15 protein-coding genes are annotated in these 17,781 nt (G+C 72.7%); 9 read left to right on the top strand and 6 right to left on the bottom strand.

Going from position 1 to position 17,781, the window contains the following annotated elements; all coding sequences use genetic code 11:
* Window positions 1–2 precede the first annotated feature (2 nt).
* The 8 genes from dqs_RS01370 to dqs_RS01335 all read left to right on the top strand — a co-directional run bounded on the left by dqs_RS01370 (window position 3) and on the right by dqs_RS01335 (window position 7,877).
* On the top strand, window positions 3–1,352 hold the full coding sequence (locus dqs_RS01370; protein ID WP_065339447.1) for an AMP-binding protein: 1,350 nt from the start codon (window positions 3–5) through the stop codon (window positions 1,350–1,352).
* Entirely contained in the window at window positions 1,349–1,660 is a 312-nt protein-coding gene (locus tag dqs_RS20995; protein WP_011763994.1) for an ApeI family dehydratase, read from the top strand. The genes dqs_RS01370 and dqs_RS20995 overlap by 4 nt, the downstream gene beginning before the upstream one ends.
* On the top strand, window positions 1,657–2,589 hold the full coding sequence (locus dqs_RS01360) for an LpxL/LpxP family acyltransferase (protein WP_065339446.1): 933 nt from the start codon (window positions 1,657–1,659) through the stop codon (window positions 2,587–2,589). Before dqs_RS20995 ends, dqs_RS01360 begins: the two co-directional genes overlap by 4 nt.
* Window positions 2,586–3,164, top strand: a complete 579-nt coding sequence (locus dqs_RS01355) for a LolA-related protein (protein ID WP_065339445.1) — start codon at window positions 2,586–2,588, stop codon at window positions 3,162–3,164. Before dqs_RS01360 ends, dqs_RS01355 begins: the two co-directional genes overlap by 4 nt.
* Entirely contained in the window at window positions 3,161–5,572 is a 2,412-nt protein-coding gene (locus tag dqs_RS01350) for an MMPL family transporter (protein ID WP_065339444.1), read from the top strand. Before dqs_RS01355 ends, dqs_RS01350 begins: the two co-directional genes overlap by 4 nt.
* The gene (locus tag dqs_RS01345) at window positions 5,569–6,270 is read left to right on the top strand and encodes an alpha/beta hydrolase (protein WP_084018143.1); all 702 of its coding nucleotides are present in this window, start codon (window positions 5,569–5,571) and stop codon (window positions 6,268–6,270) included. Before dqs_RS01350 ends, dqs_RS01345 begins: the two co-directional genes overlap by 4 nt.
* A gap of 84 nt (window positions 6,271–6,354) precedes the next feature.
* Window positions 6,355–7,170 carry a polysaccharide deacetylase family protein gene (locus dqs_RS01340; RefSeq protein WP_065339443.1) on the top strand — a complete coding sequence of 272 codons (816 nt, stop codon included), beginning with the start codon at window positions 6,355–6,357 and terminating at the stop codon, window positions 7,168–7,170.
* Window positions 7,167–7,877: a class I SAM-dependent methyltransferase gene (locus dqs_RS01335; RefSeq protein ID WP_011763988.1), complete on the top strand. Its 711-nt coding sequence runs from the start codon at window positions 7,167–7,169 to the stop codon at window positions 7,875–7,877. The genes dqs_RS01340 and dqs_RS01335 overlap by 4 nt, the downstream gene beginning before the upstream one ends.
* A gap of 22 nt (window positions 7,878–7,899) precedes the next feature.
* Here dqs_RS01335 and dqs_RS01330 read toward each other — a convergent pair whose 3' ends face one another.
* On the bottom strand, window positions 7,900–9,255 hold the full coding sequence (locus dqs_RS01330) for a GTPase/DUF3482 domain-containing protein (RefSeq protein WP_065339442.1): 1,356 nt from the start codon (window positions 9,253–9,255) through the stop codon (window positions 7,900–7,902).
* Between the two features lie 67 nt (window positions 9,256–9,322).
* Entirely contained in the window at window positions 9,323–10,801 is a 1,479-nt protein-coding gene (locus tag dqs_RS01325) for a DUF2868 domain-containing protein (protein ID WP_084018141.1), read from the bottom strand.
* Window positions 10,802–10,927: 126 nt separating this feature from the next.
* Here dqs_RS01325 and dqs_RS01320 point away from each other — a divergent pair, with 126 nt between their 5' ends.
* Window positions 10,928–11,656 (top strand): ferredoxin reductase, encoded by a 729-nt coding sequence (locus dqs_RS01320; RefSeq protein WP_011763985.1) that lies wholly within the window; start codon window positions 10,928–10,930, stop codon window positions 11,654–11,656.
* A gap of 195 nt (window positions 11,657–11,851) precedes the next feature.
* On the opposite strand, the gene dksA is transcribed toward dqs_RS01320, so the two are convergent.
* From dksA to dqs_RS01300, 4 genes are all read right to left on the bottom strand, one after another.
* Window positions 11,852–12,277, bottom strand: coding sequence for an RNA polymerase-binding protein DksA (gene dksA / locus dqs_RS01315; protein ID WP_041642196.1), 426 nt, complete (start codon window positions 12,275–12,277; stop codon window positions 11,852–11,854).
* A gap of 282 nt (window positions 12,278–12,559) precedes the next feature.
* Window positions 12,560–13,045, bottom strand: a complete 486-nt coding sequence (gene bfr / locus dqs_RS01310; protein ID WP_011763982.1) for a bacterioferritin — start codon at window positions 13,043–13,045, stop codon at window positions 12,560–12,562.
* Window positions 13,046–13,202: 157 nt separating this feature from the next.
* Window positions 13,203–14,624, bottom strand: a complete 1,422-nt coding sequence (gene adeC, locus dqs_RS01305) for an AdeC/AdeK/OprM family multidrug efflux complex outer membrane factor (protein ID WP_269465818.1) — start codon at window positions 14,622–14,624, stop codon at window positions 13,203–13,205.
* Window positions 14,621–17,779, bottom strand: a complete 3,159-nt coding sequence (locus dqs_RS01300; RefSeq protein WP_011763980.1) for an efflux RND transporter permease subunit — start codon at window positions 17,777–17,779, stop codon at window positions 14,621–14,623. Before dqs_RS01300 ends, adeC begins: the two co-directional genes overlap by 4 nt.
* Window positions 17,780–17,781: the final 2 nt, after the last annotated feature.

Raw genomic sequence — 17,781 nt, 5'->3', positions numbered from 1 at the left:
TCGTGCTGCCCCTCGTCACGCATACCTCCCCGGACGCGGTCGTCGCGCGCCGCCACGGCGAGGCGATCACCGTCCGCCACTTTCTCGCCGACGTGCGCAAGGTCGCCGCGGCGCTGCCGGCAGGCCGCCACGTGCTCAATGCCTGCACCGACCGCTACCGCTTCGCGGTGGGCTTCGCCGCGGGCATGGTGGCGGGCAAGATCAGCCTGCTGCCCTCCACCTACACGCCCGACACGCTGCGCCACCTCGCCGCGTTCGCGCCCGACACCACGGTGCTGACCGACGGAGACGTGGCCGACCTGCCGCTGCCGGCGATGCCCTTCCCGGCCCTGCTCGACGCCGCCGCGGTGCCGGCCGGTGCGTGCGACATCCCCTGCATCGCCAGCGAACAGCTGGTGGCCTGGGTGTTCACCTCCGGCTCCACCGGCAGCCCGGTGCCGCATCCCAAGACCTGGGGCCGGCTGGTGGTGAACGTGCAGGCCGAAGGCATCGCGCTCGGGCTCGACCCCGCGCACCCGGCGACGCTGGTCGGCACGGTGCCGCCGCAGCACATGTACGGTTTCGAATCGACCGTGCTGGTCGCGCTGCAGAGCGGCGCGGCGTTCGACGCCGGGCGCCCGTTCTATCCGGCGGACATCGTCGCCGCGCTGCAACGCGCCCCGGCCCCCGCAGCGCTGGTGACGACCCCGTTCCACCTGCGCACGCTGCTCGACGAAGGCATCCCCGTGCCGCCCGCCGCGCTGGTGGTCTCGGCCACCGCGCCGCTGCCGGTCGAGCTGGCGGTGGCGGCCGAAGCCGCGTTCGGCGCGCCGCTGCTGGAAATCTACGGCAGCACCGAAACCGGCCAGATCGCCACCCGGCGCTCGGCGCAGGGCGAAGCGTGGACGCTGTTCCCCGGCATCGAACTCGCGCCGCGCGACGACGGCCACACCTGGGCCAGCGGCGGCCACATCGAGCGCGCGGTGCCGATGTCCGACGTCATCGAACAGGTGGACGCGCGTCGTTTCCTGCTCCGCGGCCGCAATGCCGACCTGGTGAACATCGCCGGCAAGCGCACCTCGCTCGGCTATCTCAACCAGCAGCTGCTGTCGATTCCGGGCGTGCGCGACGGCGCCTTCTACCTGCCGGACGACAGCGGCGGCGCCCACATCGTGCGCCTGGCCGCGTTCGTGGTGGCACCCACGCTCGACGCCGCCACCCTGCAGGCCGCACTGCGCGAGCGCATCGACGCGGTCTTCCTGCCGCGCCCGGTGGTGTGGCTGGATGCGCTGCCGCGCAACGCCACCGGCAAGCTGCCGCGCGAAACCTGCGCCGCGCTGCTCGCCGCCCACGCGGAGCGGCGCGCGCGATGAGCGGCAGCCGCACCCTGGCGATCGCCGCCGACCATCCCGCGTTCGCCGGCCATTTCCCGGGGCGTCCGATCGTGCCCGGGGTCGTGCTGCTCGACGAGGCGGTGCAGGCGCTGGAAGCGGAATTCGCGCTGCCGCCCACCTGCTGGAAGCTCGCCAGCGCCAAGTTCCTCAGCCCGGTCGGCCCCGGCGACGTGGTGACGCTGAGCTGGCAGGCCCCTGCCGCCAGCGGCGCGATCGCCTTCCGCCTCGCCTGCGGCGAGCGCGCCGTGGCCAGCGGCACGCTGGCGCCGCCGGACGCCGCGCGATGAGCGTCCATTCCACCCCCGGGCAGGGCAGCACCGGCACCGAATGGGCGCAGCGGCCGGAGCGCAGCAACATGCTGCTGCTGCGCTTGATGGCGTGGATCTCGCTGCGTCTCGGGCGCCCGGCCGGACGCCTCGTGCTGCACCTCATCACCACCTACTTCGTGCTGTTCACGCCCAGCGCGCGGCGCGCCTCGCGCGCCTATCTCGGGCGCGCGCTCGGCCGCCCGGCGCGGCTCGCCGATGGCTACCGCCATGTGCACTGCTTCGCCTCCACCATCCACGACCGCCTCTATCTGCTGAAAGACCGCTTCGACCTGTTCGACATCCGCATCGAGGGCGAGGCGCTGATCGAGGAGGTGGTCGCCTCCGGCCGCGGCGCGCTGCTGTTCGGCGCCCACCTCGGCAGCTTCGAGGTCATCCGCGCGGTCGGCCGCCACCAGCCCGACCTGCGCATCGCGCTGGCGATGTACGAGGACAACGCGCGCCGCATCAACACCCTGCTGGCGGCGATCAATCCGGCGGCGCGCCCCGAGGTGATCGCGCTCGGCCGGCTGGACGCGATGCTCAAGGTGCGCGCGCGGCTCGCCCAGGGCGCGCTGGTCGGCGTGCTCGCCGACCGCAGCCTCGAAAGCGAGGACCGCGTCAGCCTGCCGCTGCTCGGCAGCCCCGCCGCGCTGCCGGCCGGGCCGTTCCGCATGGCGGCGATGCTGGAAGCGCGGGTGGTGTTCATGGCCGGGCTCTACCACGGCGGCAACCGCTACACGATCCGCTTCCTGCCGATCGCCGACTTTGCCGGGGTGGCGCGCGACGGGCGCGAGGCCGCGATCGCCGCCGCGATGCGGCGCTACGCCGACGCGCTCGAAACCTGTTGCCGCGAAGCGCCGTCGAACTGGTTCAATTTCTTCGACTTCTGGGGCGACGCCGACCGATGAGCCGCTTCCTGTCCGCCGCGCTGCTGGCGCTCGCCTTCGCGTTCACCCCGCCGCCCGTGGCCGCGGCGGCGTGGGACGTGCCGCAGCTGATGACGCTGCTCGCCGCCAATGGCGGCGGCCGCGTGCGCTTCACCGAAACCCGCCACCTGGCGATGCTGGACGCGCCGCTGGTGGCCACCGGCGAGCTGGTCTATGTGCCGCCGGCGCGGCTGGAGCGCCACACCGAGACCCCGGTGCGCGAGACCATGGTGCTCGACGGCGACACCCTCAGCCTCACCCGCGAGGGCCGCAACCACAGCCTCAAGCTGCGCGACTACCCCGAAGCCGCGGCGCTGATCGAGAGCATCCGTGCCACCCTCGCCGGCGACCGCAAGGCGCTGGAACGCACCTACGCGCTCAGCCTGTCGGGCAGCGCGGCGCAGTGGGCGCTCGACCTGCTGCCGTCCGATCCGGCGGTGACCAAGGTGGTGCTGCGCATCCGCGTCAGCGGCAGCCGCGGCGAGGTACGCGGCGTGGAGATCCAGCAGGCCGACGGCGACCGTTCGGTGATGCGCATCGAGCCGCCCGCGCGATGAGCCGGCGCCCGCGCCTCGCGGCACTGACGATCTGGCTGGCGGTGATGGCGGTGCTTGCGCTGATCATCGCGCGCAGCCAGTTCACCGCCGACATGTCGGTGTTCCTGCCGCGCAACCCCACGCCGGAGCAGCGCCTGCTGGTGGACCAGCTGCGCGACGGCATGGTGTCGCGGCTGATCCTGGTCGGCATTTCCGGCGGCGACGCCGAGACCCGCGGGCGGGTGTCGCAGGCGATGGCCGCGGCGCTGCACGGCGACGCCCGCTTCGTCTCGGTCAACAACGGCGAAAGCGGCGCGCTGCAGGAAGAACAGCGCTGGCTGTTCGACAACCGCTACCTGCTCAGCCCGGCGGTGACGCCCGCCCGCTTCAGCACCGACGGCCTGCGCGCCGCGCTCACCGACACCCTCAACCTGCTCGCCTCGCCGGCCGGCATGCTGGTCAAGCCCTTGGTCACCCGCGACCCCACCGGCGAACTGATGCAGCTGCTGCAACGACTCGACCCCGGCACCCAGCCGGCGCGCGACCCCGCCCACGGGGTGTGGATCACCCGCGACGGCGAGACCGCGCTGATGCTGGCGCTGACGCGCGCCGCCGGCTCCGACATCGACGCCCAGGAAGCGGCGATGGGCGCGCTGCAGCGCGAGTTCGAGACCGCGCGCGGCAGCGCCGCCGCGGCGACGCCGCTGCGGCTGGAGATGACCGGCCCCGGCGTGTTCGCGGTCGAGTCGCGCGCCACCATCAAGCGCGAGGTCGAGCGCATCGCCGTGCTCGGCGCGGTGCTGACGGTCGGCTTCCTGCTCGCGGTGTATCGCTCGCTGACGGTGCTGCTGCTCGGCATGCTGCCGGTCGTCACCGGCACGCTCGCCGGCGTCGCCGCGGTCAGCCTCGGCTTCGGCGTGGTGCACGGGCTCACGCTCGGCTTCGGCACCACGCTGATCGGCGAAGCGGTGGACTACGCGATCTATCTCTTCGTGCGCGCCGGGCGCGGACCCGGCACCGCCGCGGAGGACGACGACCCGGATGAGGGCCGCGACGGCTTCTGGGCGACGATACGGCTCGGCCTGCTGACCTCGGTCGCGGGCTTCGCCGCGCTGTTCGCGTCCGGCTTTCCCGGCCTTGCGCAGCTCGGGCTGTATTCCATCGCCGGCCTGATCGCCGCGGTGCTGGTCACCCGCTATCTGCTGCCCACGCTGCTGCCGGCGGACTTCCGCCTGCGCGACGTCCGCCCCCTCGGCCTGCGCCTGGCCGCGCTCGCCAACGCCGCTGGCCGTCTGCCCTGGCTGGTGGTGGCGCTCGCGGCCGGTGCCGCGGCCGTGCTCGCGCTGCGCCACGACGGTCTGTGGAACAGCGAGCTGCTGGCGCTGAGCCCGGTGCCGATGCGCCAGCAGGAACTGGACATGCGGCTGCGCACCGAGATGGGCGCGCCCGACGTGCGCTATCTGGTGGTGGTCGATGGGGCCGATACCGAAACCACGCTGCGTGCGGTCGAGGCGCTCGCGCCGCGGCTGGACGCGCTGCAGGCCGACGGCGTCATCGCCGGCTGGGACGCGCCCACGCGCTACCTGCCCAGCCTCGCCACCCAGGCGGCGCGCCGCGCCGCGCTGCCGGCGCGTGAGGAGCTCGCCGCGCGGCTCCACGCCGCCACCGCCGAGCTGCCGCTGCGAGCCGAACGCCTGACGCCCTTCCTCGACGAGATCGACGCCGCCCGCCAGCGCCCGCCGCTGACGCCGGAGAGCATGGCCGGCAGCTCGCTCGGGCTGCCGGTGCAGGCGATGCTGATCCACACCGAAGGCGGCGTGCGCGCGCTGCTGCCGCTGCGCGCGCCGGAAGACGGCACCGACCTGATCGACGCCGGCCGCGTGCGCGCCGCGCTCGCCGGTGCCGGCGACGGCAGCGCGCCGCTGTTCCTCGACCTCAAGCAGGAGTCCGACGCGCTGTACGCCAACTACCTGCGCGAGGCGATCCGCCTCGCGCTCGGCGGCGTCGCCGCCGTCGTCGTGCTGCTGCTGGTGTTCCTGCGCAGCCCGCGACAGGTGCTGCGCGTGGTCACCCCGCTCGCCGCCGCGGTGCTGGTGGTCACCGCCGGGCTGGCGCTGGCCGGCAAGCAGCTCATCCTGCTGCACCTGGTCGGCATGCTGCTGATCGTTGCGGTCGGCTCCAACTACACCTTGTTCTTCAACCGCGCCGACGGCCGCATGGCCGCGCCGCGCACGCTGGCCTCGCTGTTCTTCGCCAACTGCACCACGGTATGCGCATTCGGCCTGCTGGCCTTCTCCGAGGTGCCGGTGCTGCAGGCGATCGGCATCACCGTGGGGCCGGGCGCCGTGCTCGCGCTGGTGTTCTCCGCCATGCTCGGCAGCCGGGGCGACGCCCGCGCCGTGCTGCCGGCACCCGCCTGCGGACGATGAGCACGCCGCGGCCGCCTGCTCCGCCGCCACCGCGCGCCCGCCTCGACCAGCACATCGTGCGCGCCGGGGCCGACCCTGCGGCGGACGTCTTGGTGCTGCTGGCCGGCGCCTACGACGGCCCGGCCGACTTCATCGCCGCCGGCTTTGCCGATGCGCGCGCCGCGCGCGGCCTTGCGCTCGATCTGGTCCTGGTCGAGAGCGATCTCGCCGCGGTGTGCGACGGCAGCCTGGCGCACCGCCTGCAGCACGAGGTGATCGCGCCCGCGCGCGCCGCCGGCGCCACCCGCGTCCACACCGGCGGCATCTCGATCGGCGCGCTGACGGCGCTGATGCACGCCGACGCCTGCCCGGACGAGGCGGCCAGCCTGGTGCTGCTGGCGCCCTACCCCGGCAACCGCGCGATCAGCGGCGAGATCGCCGGCGCCGGCGGACTCGCGCAGTGGACACCGGCCGCCGACTACCCGCCCAACGACGAGCGCCGCGGCTGGCGCGCGCTGCAGCGCATCGCCGCCGCCGGTGCGCCGCCGGTATGGCTGGGGTACGGCAGCGAAGACCGCTTTGCGCGCGGCCACGCGCTGATGGGCGCGATGCTGCCGGCGGGCGCGCACTGCCGGCACCCCGGCGGGCACGACTGGCCGACCTGGACCGCACTGTGGGACCACGCCCTGACGTGGCTGGCGCCGCGCCTGCACCGCTGAGGCGCGCGAAGCGCCGTCGATCAAGCACTTGAAGACGCCGCCGGTCATCGCGCCGTCGCCCAGCAAAGTTACAATCCCGCCGTTATGCACGCCCTTCCCGCCGTCCGCCGCTGGCGCCCCACCCCGCTGATCACCGCCACGCTGGCGCTCCACCTTGGCGCGCTCGGCGGGCTGGCGGCCGCGCCGGCGTGGTGGGGATGGGTGCTCGCCGCGCTGGCGCTGAACCACGCCGCGCTGACCGCGGCCGGGCTGTGGCCGCGCAGCCGCCTGCTCGGCCCCAACTGGACGCGGCTGCCCGCCGCGGCGGCTGCACGCGGCGAAATCGCACTGACCATCGACGACGGCCCCGACCCCGAGGTGACGCCGCAGGTGCTCGCCCAGCTTGCGGCCTCCGGCGCCCGTGCCACCTTCTTCCTGATCGGCGAGAACGCCGCCCGCCACCCCCAGCTGGTGGCCGACATCCTGCGCGCCGGCCACGAGGTGCAGAACCACTCGCAATGGCACCGCAAGACCTTCTCGCTGTTCGGCCCGCGCCGCATGGAACGCGACGTGGCCGCGGCGCAGCACACACTCGCCGGTCTGGGCGCACCGCTGCCGCGCTTCTTCCGCGCCCCCGCCGGACTGCGCAACCCGTTCCTGGAGCCGGTGCTCGCGCGCCACGGCCTGACGCTGGCGAGCTGGACGCGCCGCGCCTTCGACACCCGCGAGGGCGAGCCGGCGGCGGTGCTCGCGCGCCTTACGCGCGAGCTCGGCCCCGGCGACATCCTGCTGCTGCACGACGGCCATGCCGCGCGCAGCCCCGGCGGGCGCGCGGTGATCCTGGAGGTACTGCCACGCCTGCTCGATGCCGTCCGCACCGCCGGCCTGCACCCCGTGACCCTGACTGCTGCCCTTCGATGAGTTCCGCCTTCCGCAAACGGCTGCTCGACGCCGCCACCGCCCCCTATCGCCCCGCCGGGCATTTCGCCTGGCATTTCGCCCGCGGCAAGCTCGGTCGCGACCCGATCTTCTTCAGCCTGCTGCGCCACGGCCTGATTCCCGACCCGGCCACGGTGCTCGACCTCGGCTGCGGGCAGGGCCTGTTGTCGAACTGGATCACCGCCGCCGCGCGCCTGCACGACGAAGGCCGCTGGCCGGCGGACTGGCCGCCGCCGCCGCGGCTGCAGGGCTACCGCGGCATCGAGCTGATGCAGAACGACGTCGACCGCGCACTGCCGGCGCTGCCGCCGGGTGCGGTCGTGGAGCAGGGCGACATGCGCCACGCCGACTATGGCGAAGCCAACGTGGTGTTCATCCTCGACTGCCTGCACTACGTGGATATCGCGGCGCAGGACGCGGTGCTGGCGCGCGTGCGTGACACCCTGGCCCCGCGCGGCCGCCTGATCATGCGCGTCGGCGACGCCGGCGCCGGCCTGCCCTTCCATCTGTGCAGCTGGGTGGACCGCGTCGTCACCTTCGTGCGCGGCCATCGCCTGGGCACGCTGCACTGCCGCCCGGTGACCGCGTGGCAGGCGACGCTGGAAGGGCTGGGCTTCCGCGTCCAGACGATGCCGATGGATGCCGGCACGCCCTTCGCCAACACCATGCTGGTGGGCTCGCTCGACTGAGCGCCGCCGGCGCGTCGCACCTTCAGCCGGGCGCGGCCTCCGCGTCCGCCAGGGCCTGCACCGCAGCCTCGTAACCCGGCCCTTCGCCGCGCGCCCATTCCGGGTGCGAACGGGCCCGCCGCAGCTCGGCCGGCAAGGCCGCCTCGCGCCAGCGCCGGGCGCCCGGATCGGCGAGACGGATCGGATCGAGCGCGGCATGGCCGCGCCCTTCCAGCGCCTCGACCAGCGCATGCAGGCGCAACGCGAGCAGGCGCAGAACGGCGTCGTCCACCGTCAGCTCACGCTGACCGCGCACGCGGGCGAGCAGACGTTCGCGATATCCCCCCGCCACCTGCAGCACGCTGCCCGCAAGCGCGCCCAGCGCCGCCGCGGCGCCGAGCGTGAGGCCGCCGGCCAGCAGATCGACGCCCACACCCGCCGCGGCCCCCGCCGCCGCGCCGCCGCCCACGCGGACGCCGAACTGACGCAGCGACTCCGGATTGAACAGATCGCTTGCCCAGCGCCCCGCCACCAAGGGCAGCGCAGGGGCGCTGAGGTCGTCCGAGCGGAAGCGGTAGAGCGCGAGCAGTGCCTCCACGCAGGCCTGCTCGCGCGCCCGCACCGCGGCTTGCAGCGTCTCCGTCGCGGCGGCGATGGCGGTCGGGTCCGCCGCCACGGTGACGCGCAGCGCCGCGAGCTGCACCAGCAGGGCCGCCCCCAGCCGCCGCGCCGCGTGCTGCCGCGCCAGCGCTTCGCGAGCGCGCGCGGCGAGCAGGCGCGCGAGCGGAGCGCGCCCACCGTGCAGCAGCGTCGCCAGCGCCTCGAACAACAGGCGCTCGCCGTCGCGCGCGGGCGCCACGGTGTCGAAGCTCACCACCGCGTGCAGCCCCAGCCGCGCCAGCGCCTCGCGCCAGGCTTGCGGACGGGCGTCCGCCGCGCGCACGAAGTTGAGCACCGGCAGCAGCGGGCGGGCGCAGCCGGCCAGGATGGCGAGTTCGTCGCGGTGCTTGGGCAGCACCGGGTCGCGCGCGTCCACCACGTAGAGGCCGGCATCGCTCGCGAGCAGCTGGCGCAACACCTTGGCCTCCTGCTCGTAACGGCCGGCCGCTTCGGCGCCGGCCAGGAAGCGCGCCACCCGCTCGGGGCCGTCGATGCGCTCGCCCGGCCCAGCCAGGCCTTCCAGGTGCTCCAGCAGCGCAATCGCGTCCTCCATGCCGGGGGTGTCGAACAGTTCGATCACCGCTTCGCCGTCGGCGAACAGGCGCAGGCCCTCGACATGGCGCGTGCTACCAGCCCGATCCGACACCTCGCCGAACCCGGCGTCCCGCGCCAGGGTGCGCAGCAGCGAGGTCTTGCCGGTGTTGGTGTGGCCGACCACGGCGATACGCAGCAGGCTCATGCCCTGGTCCTCGTCGCGCACGGCGAGGCGGGCGCGCCGCCGCGCGGGCTCAGGCGCAGACCGCCGCTCATGCGCCCGTCTCCAGCCAGCGCCGCGCGGCATCGGCATCGGTCAGCACGGCGCGATCCGCGGTGGCGAGGTCACGCTCCGCGAGCGCCGTCCGCCACTGCGCGAGCCGCCCGGCCGCGCTCCTCGGCAGCGTCCACACCCGCAGGCAGCCGGCACAGGCCGCCAGCTCCACCAGCGTGCCGAGGCTGCCGCGATCCGGCGTCTGGCGCGCGTCCACCGCGACCAGCAAACGCTGCGGCGGCCGCGCACGCACTGCCGCCAGCCAGGCCTGGCGTTGTTCGCGGCTGTCGAGCCGGCGCGGCGCGCAGCGCGGGTCCGCCGCGCTGGCGATGTCGCCGGCGCCAAACGGCGGCGGCCAGTCGAGGTCGTCGCCCAGCTCCAGCGCCAGGGCAAGCGTACCCTCGCCACCGGCCGGCGCGGCCGGCGCGCGCGGCGGTGCGCCACTGTGATCGGCGTCATGGATGCCGAGCCGTTCGCTGTCGGGCAGCAGGCGGGCCCGCAGCGCCGCATGGCCGGGTTGGTCCTCGTCGAGGCGCACGGCCGCGGCGGCGCGCCGCAGCAGCGCTGCGCACAGCCCCGCCAGCAACAGCCGCGGCAGCACCCCGTAGAGCAGCACGCAGCCGATCAGCCAGCCGGCCCAACCGCGTCCGGCCGCACCGTCGCCCACTGCGGACGCGGGCACGCCGGCGGCCGCGAGCGCGGTGGAATCCGGCACCGGAAAACCCAGCGCCGCCGGCAGGCGGCCGAGTGCGGAACCGAGTTCGACGAAGAGGCCGACCGGCAGGATCGTGGTCTCCCACACGAAGCCGTAGCGGCGGGTGGCGAACAGCAACAGCATGCTGCCCGCCGCCCCGCCCAGCGCGGCCGCCCACAGCAGGTGATTGAGCAGCCCGGCGGCCCACGGCAGGCCGCCCCCCCGCCCCAGCAGCCCGAACAATGCGGCCGCCGCCGGCCCCGCGCGAGCGCCGTGGTCGAGCAGGTTCGCCGCCGCACGCCCGGCGCGCGCCAGCCAGGCGCCGCCGCCCTGGCCCCGCCGCAAGCCGAAAGCGACCGCGCCCAGCCACACCAGCAGCCCGACCAGATGGGCGCCGAGCACGCCCCCCAGCGCCCAGACGACATTCACCGCCCGGCCGCCGTCGCCCAACACAGCGGCTCCCGCGGCCCAGCCGACGACGAAAGCGGCGACAAGCGCCGCCGCCGCGCCGACGCGCAGCCGCTGCGCCAGCCGGGCGAGGTCGGCGTCCCACCCCTCGCGTGCCGCGAGCAGCCGGGCCCGCGCCAGCAGCCGGTCCTCGAAGCGCGGCGGGGCGCGCCGCGCCGCCGTCAGCTCCGCCTCGTCCGGCAGTGCGCCGTGAGCTTCCTCGTGGCGCCGCACCACCTCGGCAAGCCAGCGCGCATGAAAGGACGCGCGCGCGGCGGCGTCGACCGCGTCGGGGGCGGCCGGGGATTGGGACAGGGAGGGTGGTCGGACGCTCATCGCCGCAGCATAGCCTCGCCCGGAGCAGAACGCATCGCCGCCCCTTCGTGGATGGGTCCGCGATTTGCTTGGCATTGGCCCAGCCGCATCGTCACACCACCAACAAGAACACCGAGGAGACTCCCCATGTCCGCCTCCATGCCCAGCCGACCGCCGCCGTCCGACCGCATTCCGGTACGGGTGCGCAGCGTGCGGGACGAGGCCCGCGACATCCGCAGCCTGGAGTTCGAAGCCGTGCGCGGCGGCGATCTGCCGCCGTGGCCGCCGGGTGCGCATGTTCTCGTCTATCCACCCGCGTGCCCGCCGCGCGCCTATGCCTTGTGCAGCCTGCCGGGCGAAGCTGCCACCTACCGCATCGCGGTGCGGCGCGACGCCGGCACGGGTAACACGCCGGCCCAGCTACATGCGCTGCACCCGGGCGACCAGCTGGCGGTATCGGCGCCGCACAGCAGCTTTGCGCTGGATGAGGGGGCGGAGCGTCACCTGCTCGTCGCCGGCGGCATCGGCATCGCGCCGCTGCTGTCGATGTTCCGCGCACTCGAACGGGGCGGCGCCGAAGCGGAACTGCACTATTTTGCGCGCAGCGAGGACGACGCGGCCTTTCTCGCCGAACTCGAAGGCGCCCGCGCGCGCGGTACGCTGCACTGTCACTTCGGCCTCAGCGGCGGGGCAACGGCGGCGCGGCTGCAGGATCTGTTCGCCACCGCGGCGCAGCGGCCGGGCGCGGGCGCCGGACTGGCGATCTACACCTGCGGCCCCGCCGGGCTCATGCGGGCGGTGGATGTGGCCGCGGCGGCCAACCTGCATGCGGCGCAGTTGCGCCAGCAGCATTTCGGACCCACGCTGGATCAGTAGGGACGCCGGACGGGCTCGCGCGGAACAGCGCGATTCAGGGCGAAAGACGGGAGCAGGGACAGGGCGCCGCGATCACGGGCCGGGATGTTCAACACGATGCGACGGCCAGGCAGAAGGCGCTGCGGGAGCAGACGCGCCGGCGCGCATCGCACGCCCGGCCGCCCGTGGGGGCGGCGCGGACGCGGAGGGCGGCGTTCAGCCGCCGTGCATCTTCTTGAGCTTTTCGCGGCGCTCCTGGGCTTCCAGGCTCAGCGTCGCGGTCGGGCGGGCGAGCAGGCGGCCGATGCCGATCGGTTCGCCGGTTTCTTCGCACCAGCCATAGCTACCGTCGTCGATGCGGGCGATCGCTTCTTCGATCTTCTTCAGCAGCTTGCGCTCGCGGTCGCGCACCCGCAGTTCGAGGGTGTGCTCTTCTTCCACGCTGGCGCGGTCGGCCGGATCGGGCGTTGCCGCGTTTTCCTGCAGGTGGGTGGTCGTCTCGTGCGCCGCCTCGAGCAGGGTCTTCATTTCCTTTTCCAGCAGGGCACGGAAGAAGGCGAGCTGGCGCGGCGACATGTAGTCGTCTTCCGGAGCCGCCCGCAGTTCGGCTTCCGTCATCAGGGGGGTCAGCACGTCGTTCATGGAGAAGTCCTCACGCTTGCTTCCGGCGGGCTGATGAAACCACGCCGGAATGAAATTCCCGAACACCGCCGGCAATGCGGCCCTGGCGTTCACGTCGTTGAGCGATCCGGCACGATGGCCGGTGCTGGGCTGGCGGGACGCCGCTGCTCCTGCCGGGGGCAGGGCGATGGGCGTCCACCAGCGGGATACTCCCAGTGATGGCGCTTTATAGCAAGTCATACGTGCTGAGCGCCCCCGCCGGGGAATGCGACGACAGCCCGCGGGCCGCCGCCGCGCCGGGCATCAGCTGCCCGGGGTGCCGGTCTTCATCTGCGACTGCAGGTAGTTCTGCAGGCCGACGAGGCTGATCAGGCGCAGCTGCTGTTCGAGCCAGTGGGCATGGTCTTCCTCGGTATCGGCCAGCATCTTCAGCAGGATGTCGCGGGTGACGTAGTCCTGCTCGGCCTCGCACAGCGCCATGGCGGCACGCAGGTTGTCGACCACCTTGTATTCGACCGCGAGGTCCTTCGCGAAGATGTCGGGCAGGTCGGCGCCGACCGTGATCGCGGCCGGCGTCATCGCCGGGATGCCTTCGAGGAAGAGGATGCGGCAGATGAGGTCGGAGGCGTGCTGGGTCTCGTCCTCCATCTCGTGCGCAATGCGCTCGGCGGCGTGGTGCAGGCCCCATTCGGCGAGCATGCGGCTGTGGATGAAGTACTGGTCGCGCGCGGCGAGTTCATCGACCAGCAGGGCGTTGAGTGCGGAGATGACCGGGGTTTTTCCCTTCATGGCGAGGCTCCGATGGCTATTCAGGATGTGGAGGGTAGCCGGCGCCTCCAGGCGGGGCCGGCATGCGCGGCATTCTAGCAGCGGCGCGAACGGCGCCGCCCAAAACAAACAGGGGCGCCGGCTTGCGCGCGACGCCCCTGTTCCTGGGCCGGCGGCCTTACTGCGCGCCGCCGCCCAGCACGCGGTAGAGCGCGACGCGGTTGGCGGCGTCCGCCAGCCGCACCGAGATCAGGCCCTGCTCCGCGCTGTACAGCGTGCGCTGCGCGTCGAGCAGGCCGAGGTAGCTGTCGACCCCGCTGCGGTAGCGCGCCTCGGACAGGCGGTAGGTTTCGGCGGTGGCCTCCACCAGCGCCCGCCGCGCGTCGAGTTCCTCGCCCACATTGGCGCGTTCGGCCAGCGCATCGGCAACCTCGCGGAAGGCGCTCTGGATCGCCTTCTCGTAGTCCGCCACCGCGATCTCGCGGTCCACCTTGGCCACCTGCAGGCTGGCGAGCAGGCGCCCGCCCTGGAAGATCGGCAGGTTGATCTGCGGCGCGAAACTCCAGGTGCCGGAGCCGGCCTTGAACAAGCCTTCGAGCGACGCGCTCGCGGTGCCGGCGGCGGCAGTCAGCGTGATGCTGGGGAAGAAGGCGGCGCGCGCGGCGCCGATGTTGGCGTAGGCCGCGCGCAGCTGGCGTTCGGCGGCGAGGATGTCCGGCCGGCTGACCAGCACCTCGGACGGCAGCCCGGCGGGCAGGTCGCCGACCGCGCTGACCTTGTCCGTCAGCGCGGTGGGCAGCAGTTCGTCGGGCACGGCGGCGCCCGCCACCAGGTTGAGCGCGTTGATGTCGCGTGCGACCTGGGTGGTGTAGGCGGCGAGGTCCGCCCGGGCGCTCTCGCGCGCGGTCTGCGCCTGACGCAGGTCGATCGCCGATACCGCGCCGAAGTCGAAGCTCTTCTTGGTCAGCTCGTAGGACTGCTGCTGGGTTTCGTAGGTACGGCGGGCAAGATCCAGCCGCTCGCGGTCGGCGGCCAGCGTCAGCCACGCGTTGGCGGCCTCCGCCACCAGGCTGATCTGGGCGCTGCGGCGGGCGTCCTCGGTGGCGAGGTATTGCTCCAGCGCCGCGTCACGCAGGCTGCGGATGCGACCGAAGAAGTCCAGCTCGTAGGAGGAGAAGCCGACGGTGGCGCTGTACTGGCGGCTGATCGTGGGCTCGCCACGCTGGGTCAGGTCGGCGGGCAGGCGCTGCGCGCTCTGGCCGCCGCCAACGCCGATCCACGGCACCAGCTCGGCGCGCTGGATCTGGTACAGCGCGCGGGCGCGCTCGATGTTGAGGGCGGACACGCGCAGGTCGCGGTTGTTGGCCAGCGCCAGATCCACCACCTGGCGCAGGCGCTCGTCGGCGAAGAAGCTGCGCCACGCCACCGCGTCGGCCGAGGGCGTGCCGGCCGCGGGTTGCGCCGGCTCGGCCGGCCACGCGGCGGCCACCGGCGCCGCCGGGCGTTCGTAATCCGGCGCCAGCGTGGAGCAGGCACCGAGGGACGCCGCGGCGAGCGCGACCGCGAGGGTCTTGAGCGGCATGGGGTAAGACATGGTCATCGTGCCTCCTGGACGGCGAGCGGCGCCGCATCGGCGGCCGGCTTGTCCTTGAAGATGCGCTTGATCGCGACGTAGAACAACGGGATGAAGAAGATGCCGAGCACGGTGGCGAAGATGGTACCGCCGAGCACGCCGGTGCCGATCGCGTTCTGGCTGCCCGAGCCCGCGCCGGTGGCCACCGCCAGCGGCAGCACGCCGAGGCCGAACGCGAGCGAGGTCATCAGGATCGGGCGCAGACGCATCCGCACCGCCTCCAGCGTGGCGTCGATCAGCGCCTTGCCTTCCTTCTCCATCTGCTCCTTGGCGAACTCCACGATCAGGATCGCGTTCTTGGCCGACAGGCCGATGGTGGCGAGCAGGCCGACCTGGAAGTAGACGTCGTTCGACAGTCCGCGTCCGGTGGCGGCCACGATGGCGCCGAGCACGCCGAGCGGTACCACCAGCATCACCGCGAACGGCACCGACCAGCTCTCGTACAGCGCGGCGAGACACAGGAAGACCACGATCAGCGACAACGCGTACAGCGCCGGTGCCTGCGAGCCGGAACGGCGTTCCTCGTAAGAGGTGCCGGTCCATTCGTAGCCGATCCCCGGCGGCAGCTTGGCGATGATCTCCTCCACCGCGGCCATCGCGTCGCCTGACGACACCCCCGGCGCGCCCTGGCCGAGGACTTCCACCGAGGACTGGCCGTTGTAGCGCTCCAGCCGCGGCGAGCCGAAGGCCCAGTGGCCGGACGCGAACGCGGACAGCGGCACCATCTCGCCGGCCTTGTTGCGCACGTACCACTTGGTCAGGTCTTCCGGCCGCATGCGGCCCTCGGCCTGCGACTGCAGATAGACCTTCTTGATCCGGCCGCGGTCGAGGAAGTCATTGACGTACACGCCGCCCCACGCGGTGGACAGCGTCGCGTTGATGTCGCTGACCGACACCCCGAGCGCGCCGGCCTTGGCATGGTCGATGTCGAGCACGTACTCCTGCATGTCTTCCTGGCCGTTGGGACGTACCGCCACCAGGCGCTTGTCCTGCGCGGCCATGCCGAGGAACTGGTTGCGGGCCGCGATCAGCGCGTCGTGGCCGAGGCCGGAGCGATCCTGCAGCTGCACGTCGAAACCGTTCGAGGTGCCCAGTTCCAGCACCGCCGGCGGCACGAAGGCGAACACCATCGCTTCGCGGATCTGCGAGAACGCGGCCATCGCCCGCCCTGCCACCGCCTTGACGTTGCCGGCCGGGCCCTTGCGCTCGTCCCAGTCGCGCAGATGGACGAAGCCGATCGCCATGTTCTGGCCGCTACCGGCAAAGCTGAAGCCGGCCACGGTGAAGATGGACTTGGCGTAGTCCTTCTCGCCTTCCAGGAAGTGGTTCTCGACCTTCTTCAGCACCTCGATCGTGCGCTCCTGCGTGGCGCCGGCCGGCAGCATGACCTGGGTGAACATCACCCCCTGGTCTTCTTCCGGCAGGAAGGAGGTGGGCATGCGCAGGAACAGGAAGGCGAGCACGCCCACGATGAGCGCGTAGATCAGCAGGAAGCGGCCGCTGCGGCGCAGGATGCCGCCCACCGCCGATTCGTAGCGCGTGGTGTTGCGCGCGAACATGCGGTTGAACCAGCGGAAGAAGCCGGAGAACCAGCCCCCTTCGGAGTGGTCGTGGCCCTTTTCGACCGGCTTCAGCATGGTGGCGCACAGCGCCGGGGTGAATACGATCGCCACCAGCACCGACAGCGCCATCGCCGAGACGATGGTGATCGAGAACTGGCGGTAGATGACCCCGGTGGAGCCGCCGAAGAAGGCCATCGGCACGAACACCGCCGACAGCACCAGACCGATGCCGATCAGCGCGCCGGTGATCTGGCCCATCGACTTGCGCGTCGCCTCGCGCGGCGACAGGCCTTCCTCGGTCATGATGCGCTCGACGTTCTCGACCACGACGATGGCGTCATCCACCAGCAGGCCGATCGCGAGCACCACGCCGAACATCGTCAGCGTGTTGATCGAGAAGCCGAACGCCGCCATCAGGCCGAAGGTGCCGAGCAGCACCACCGGCACCGCGATCGTCGGGATCAGCGTCGCACGCAGGTTCTGCAGGAACAGGAACATCACCAGGAAGACCAGCACGATGGCTTCCACCAGCGTCTTCACCACTTCCTCGATCGAGAGGCGGACAAAGGGCGTGGTGTCGTACGGCGTGACCACCTCGACCCCGGCGGGGAAGTAGCGCGACATGCCGTCGATCGCCTTGCGCACCGCCTTCGCGGTGTCGAGCGCGTTGGAACCGGCGGCCAGCTTGATGCCGATGCCGGCGGCCGGCTTGCCGTTGTAGCGCGCGGTGAAGCCGTAGTCCTGCGCGCCGACCTCGACCCGCGCGACGTCGCGCAGCCGCACCTCGCCGCCCTGCGCGGACGACTTCAGCAGGATGTTCTCGAACTGTTCGGCGGTCTGCAGGCGGCTCTGCGCGGTGATCGAGGCGGTGAAGCCCTGCCCCGGCAGCGCCGGCGTGCCGCCCAGCTGGCCGGCCGACACCTGGGTGTTCTGCGCTTCGAGCGCGCTGCGCACGTCCGAGGGCATCAACTTGTAGTTGTTGAGCTTGGCCGGGTCGAGCCACACCCGCATCGCGTACTGCGAGCCGAACACCTGCACCTCGCCCACGCCGGTGACGCGCGACAGCGGGTCCTGCACGGTGGAGGCAAGGAAGTCCGACAGGTCGTTCGCGCTCTGGCTGCCGTCCCTGGAGACGAAGCCGAGCACCATCAGGAAGTTGCGGGTGGATTTCGCCACCTGCACGCCCTGCTGCTGCACCGCCTGCGGCAGCAGCGGCAGCGCCGTCTGCAGCTTGTTCTGAACCTGCACCTGGGCGATGTCGGGGTTGGTGCCGGCGTTGAACGTGAGCGTGACGGTGACGCGACCGTAGGAGTCGGAGGTCGAGTTCATGTACAGCAGGTTGTCCAGCCCGGTCATCTTCTGTTCGATGACCTGGGTCACGGAGTCCTCCACCGCCTTCGCGGTGGCACCCGGATAGGTGGCGTTGATCGCGATCTGTGGCGGCGCGATCGCGGGGTACTGCGACACCGGCAGGCTCAGGATGGAGAGCGCGCCGGCGAGCATGATGACGATCGCGACCACCCACGCGAAGATGGGGCGGTCGATGAAGAAACGGGCCATGG

This window comes from Azoarcus olearius (genome assembly GCF_001682385.1).
In the GTDB taxonomy this organism is placed as follows: Bacteria; Pseudomonadota; Gammaproteobacteria; order Burkholderiales; family Rhodocyclaceae; genus Azoarcus; species Azoarcus olearius.
Note: the sequence above shows the minus strand (reverse complement) of the source record. Positions and strands in the feature narration are given on the sequence as shown.

Excerpts from the sequence above, each read along its gene's own strand:
- dksA (WP_041642196.1), bottom strand. The coding sequence starts at position 12,277 with ATGAACGACGTGCTGACCCCCCTGATGACGGAAGCCGAACTGCGGGCG.
- dqs_RS01320 (WP_011763985.1), top strand. The coding sequence starts at position 10,928 with ATGTCCGCCTCCATGCCCAGCCGACCGCCGCCGTCCGACCGCATTCCG.
- dqs_RS01345 (WP_084018143.1), top strand. The coding sequence starts at position 5,569 with ATGAGCACGCCGCGGCCGCCTGCTCCGCCGCCACCGCGCGCCCGCCTC.
- dqs_RS20995 (WP_011763994.1), top strand. The coding sequence starts at position 1,349 with ATGAGCGGCAGCCGCACCCTGGCGATCGCCGCCGACCATCCCGCGTTC.
- dqs_RS01300 (WP_011763980.1), bottom strand. The coding sequence starts at position 17,779 with ATGGCCCGTTTCTTCATCGACCGCCCCATCTTCGCGTGGGTGGTCGCG.
- dqs_RS01355 (WP_065339445.1), top strand. The coding sequence starts at position 2,586 with ATGAGCCGCTTCCTGTCCGCCGCGCTGCTGGCGCTCGCCTTCGCGTTC.
- dqs_RS01360 (WP_065339446.1), top strand. The coding sequence starts at position 1,657 with ATGAGCGTCCATTCCACCCCCGGGCAGGGCAGCACCGGCACCGAATGG.
- dqs_RS01335 (WP_011763988.1), top strand. The coding sequence starts at position 7,167 with ATGAGTTCCGCCTTCCGCAAACGGCTGCTCGACGCCGCCACCGCCCCC.
- adeC (WP_269465818.1), bottom strand. The coding sequence starts at position 14,624 with ATGACCATGTCTTACCCCATGCCGCTCAAGACCCTCGCGGTCGCGCTC.
- dqs_RS01325 (WP_084018141.1), bottom strand. The coding sequence starts at position 10,801 with ATGAGCGTCCGACCACCCTCCCTGTCCCAATCCCCGGCCGCCCCCGAC.
- dqs_RS01350 (WP_065339444.1), top strand. The coding sequence starts at position 3,161 with ATGAGCCGGCGCCCGCGCCTCGCGGCACTGACGATCTGGCTGGCGGTG.
- dqs_RS01340 (WP_065339443.1), top strand. The coding sequence starts at position 6,355 with ATGCACGCCCTTCCCGCCGTCCGCCGCTGGCGCCCCACCCCGCTGATC.
- bfr (WP_011763982.1), bottom strand. The coding sequence starts at position 13,045 with ATGAAGGGAAAAACCCCGGTCATCTCCGCACTCAACGCCCTGCTGGTC.
- dqs_RS01330 (WP_065339442.1), bottom strand. The coding sequence starts at position 9,255 with ATGAGCCTGCTGCGTATCGCCGTGGTCGGCCACACCAACACCGGCAAG.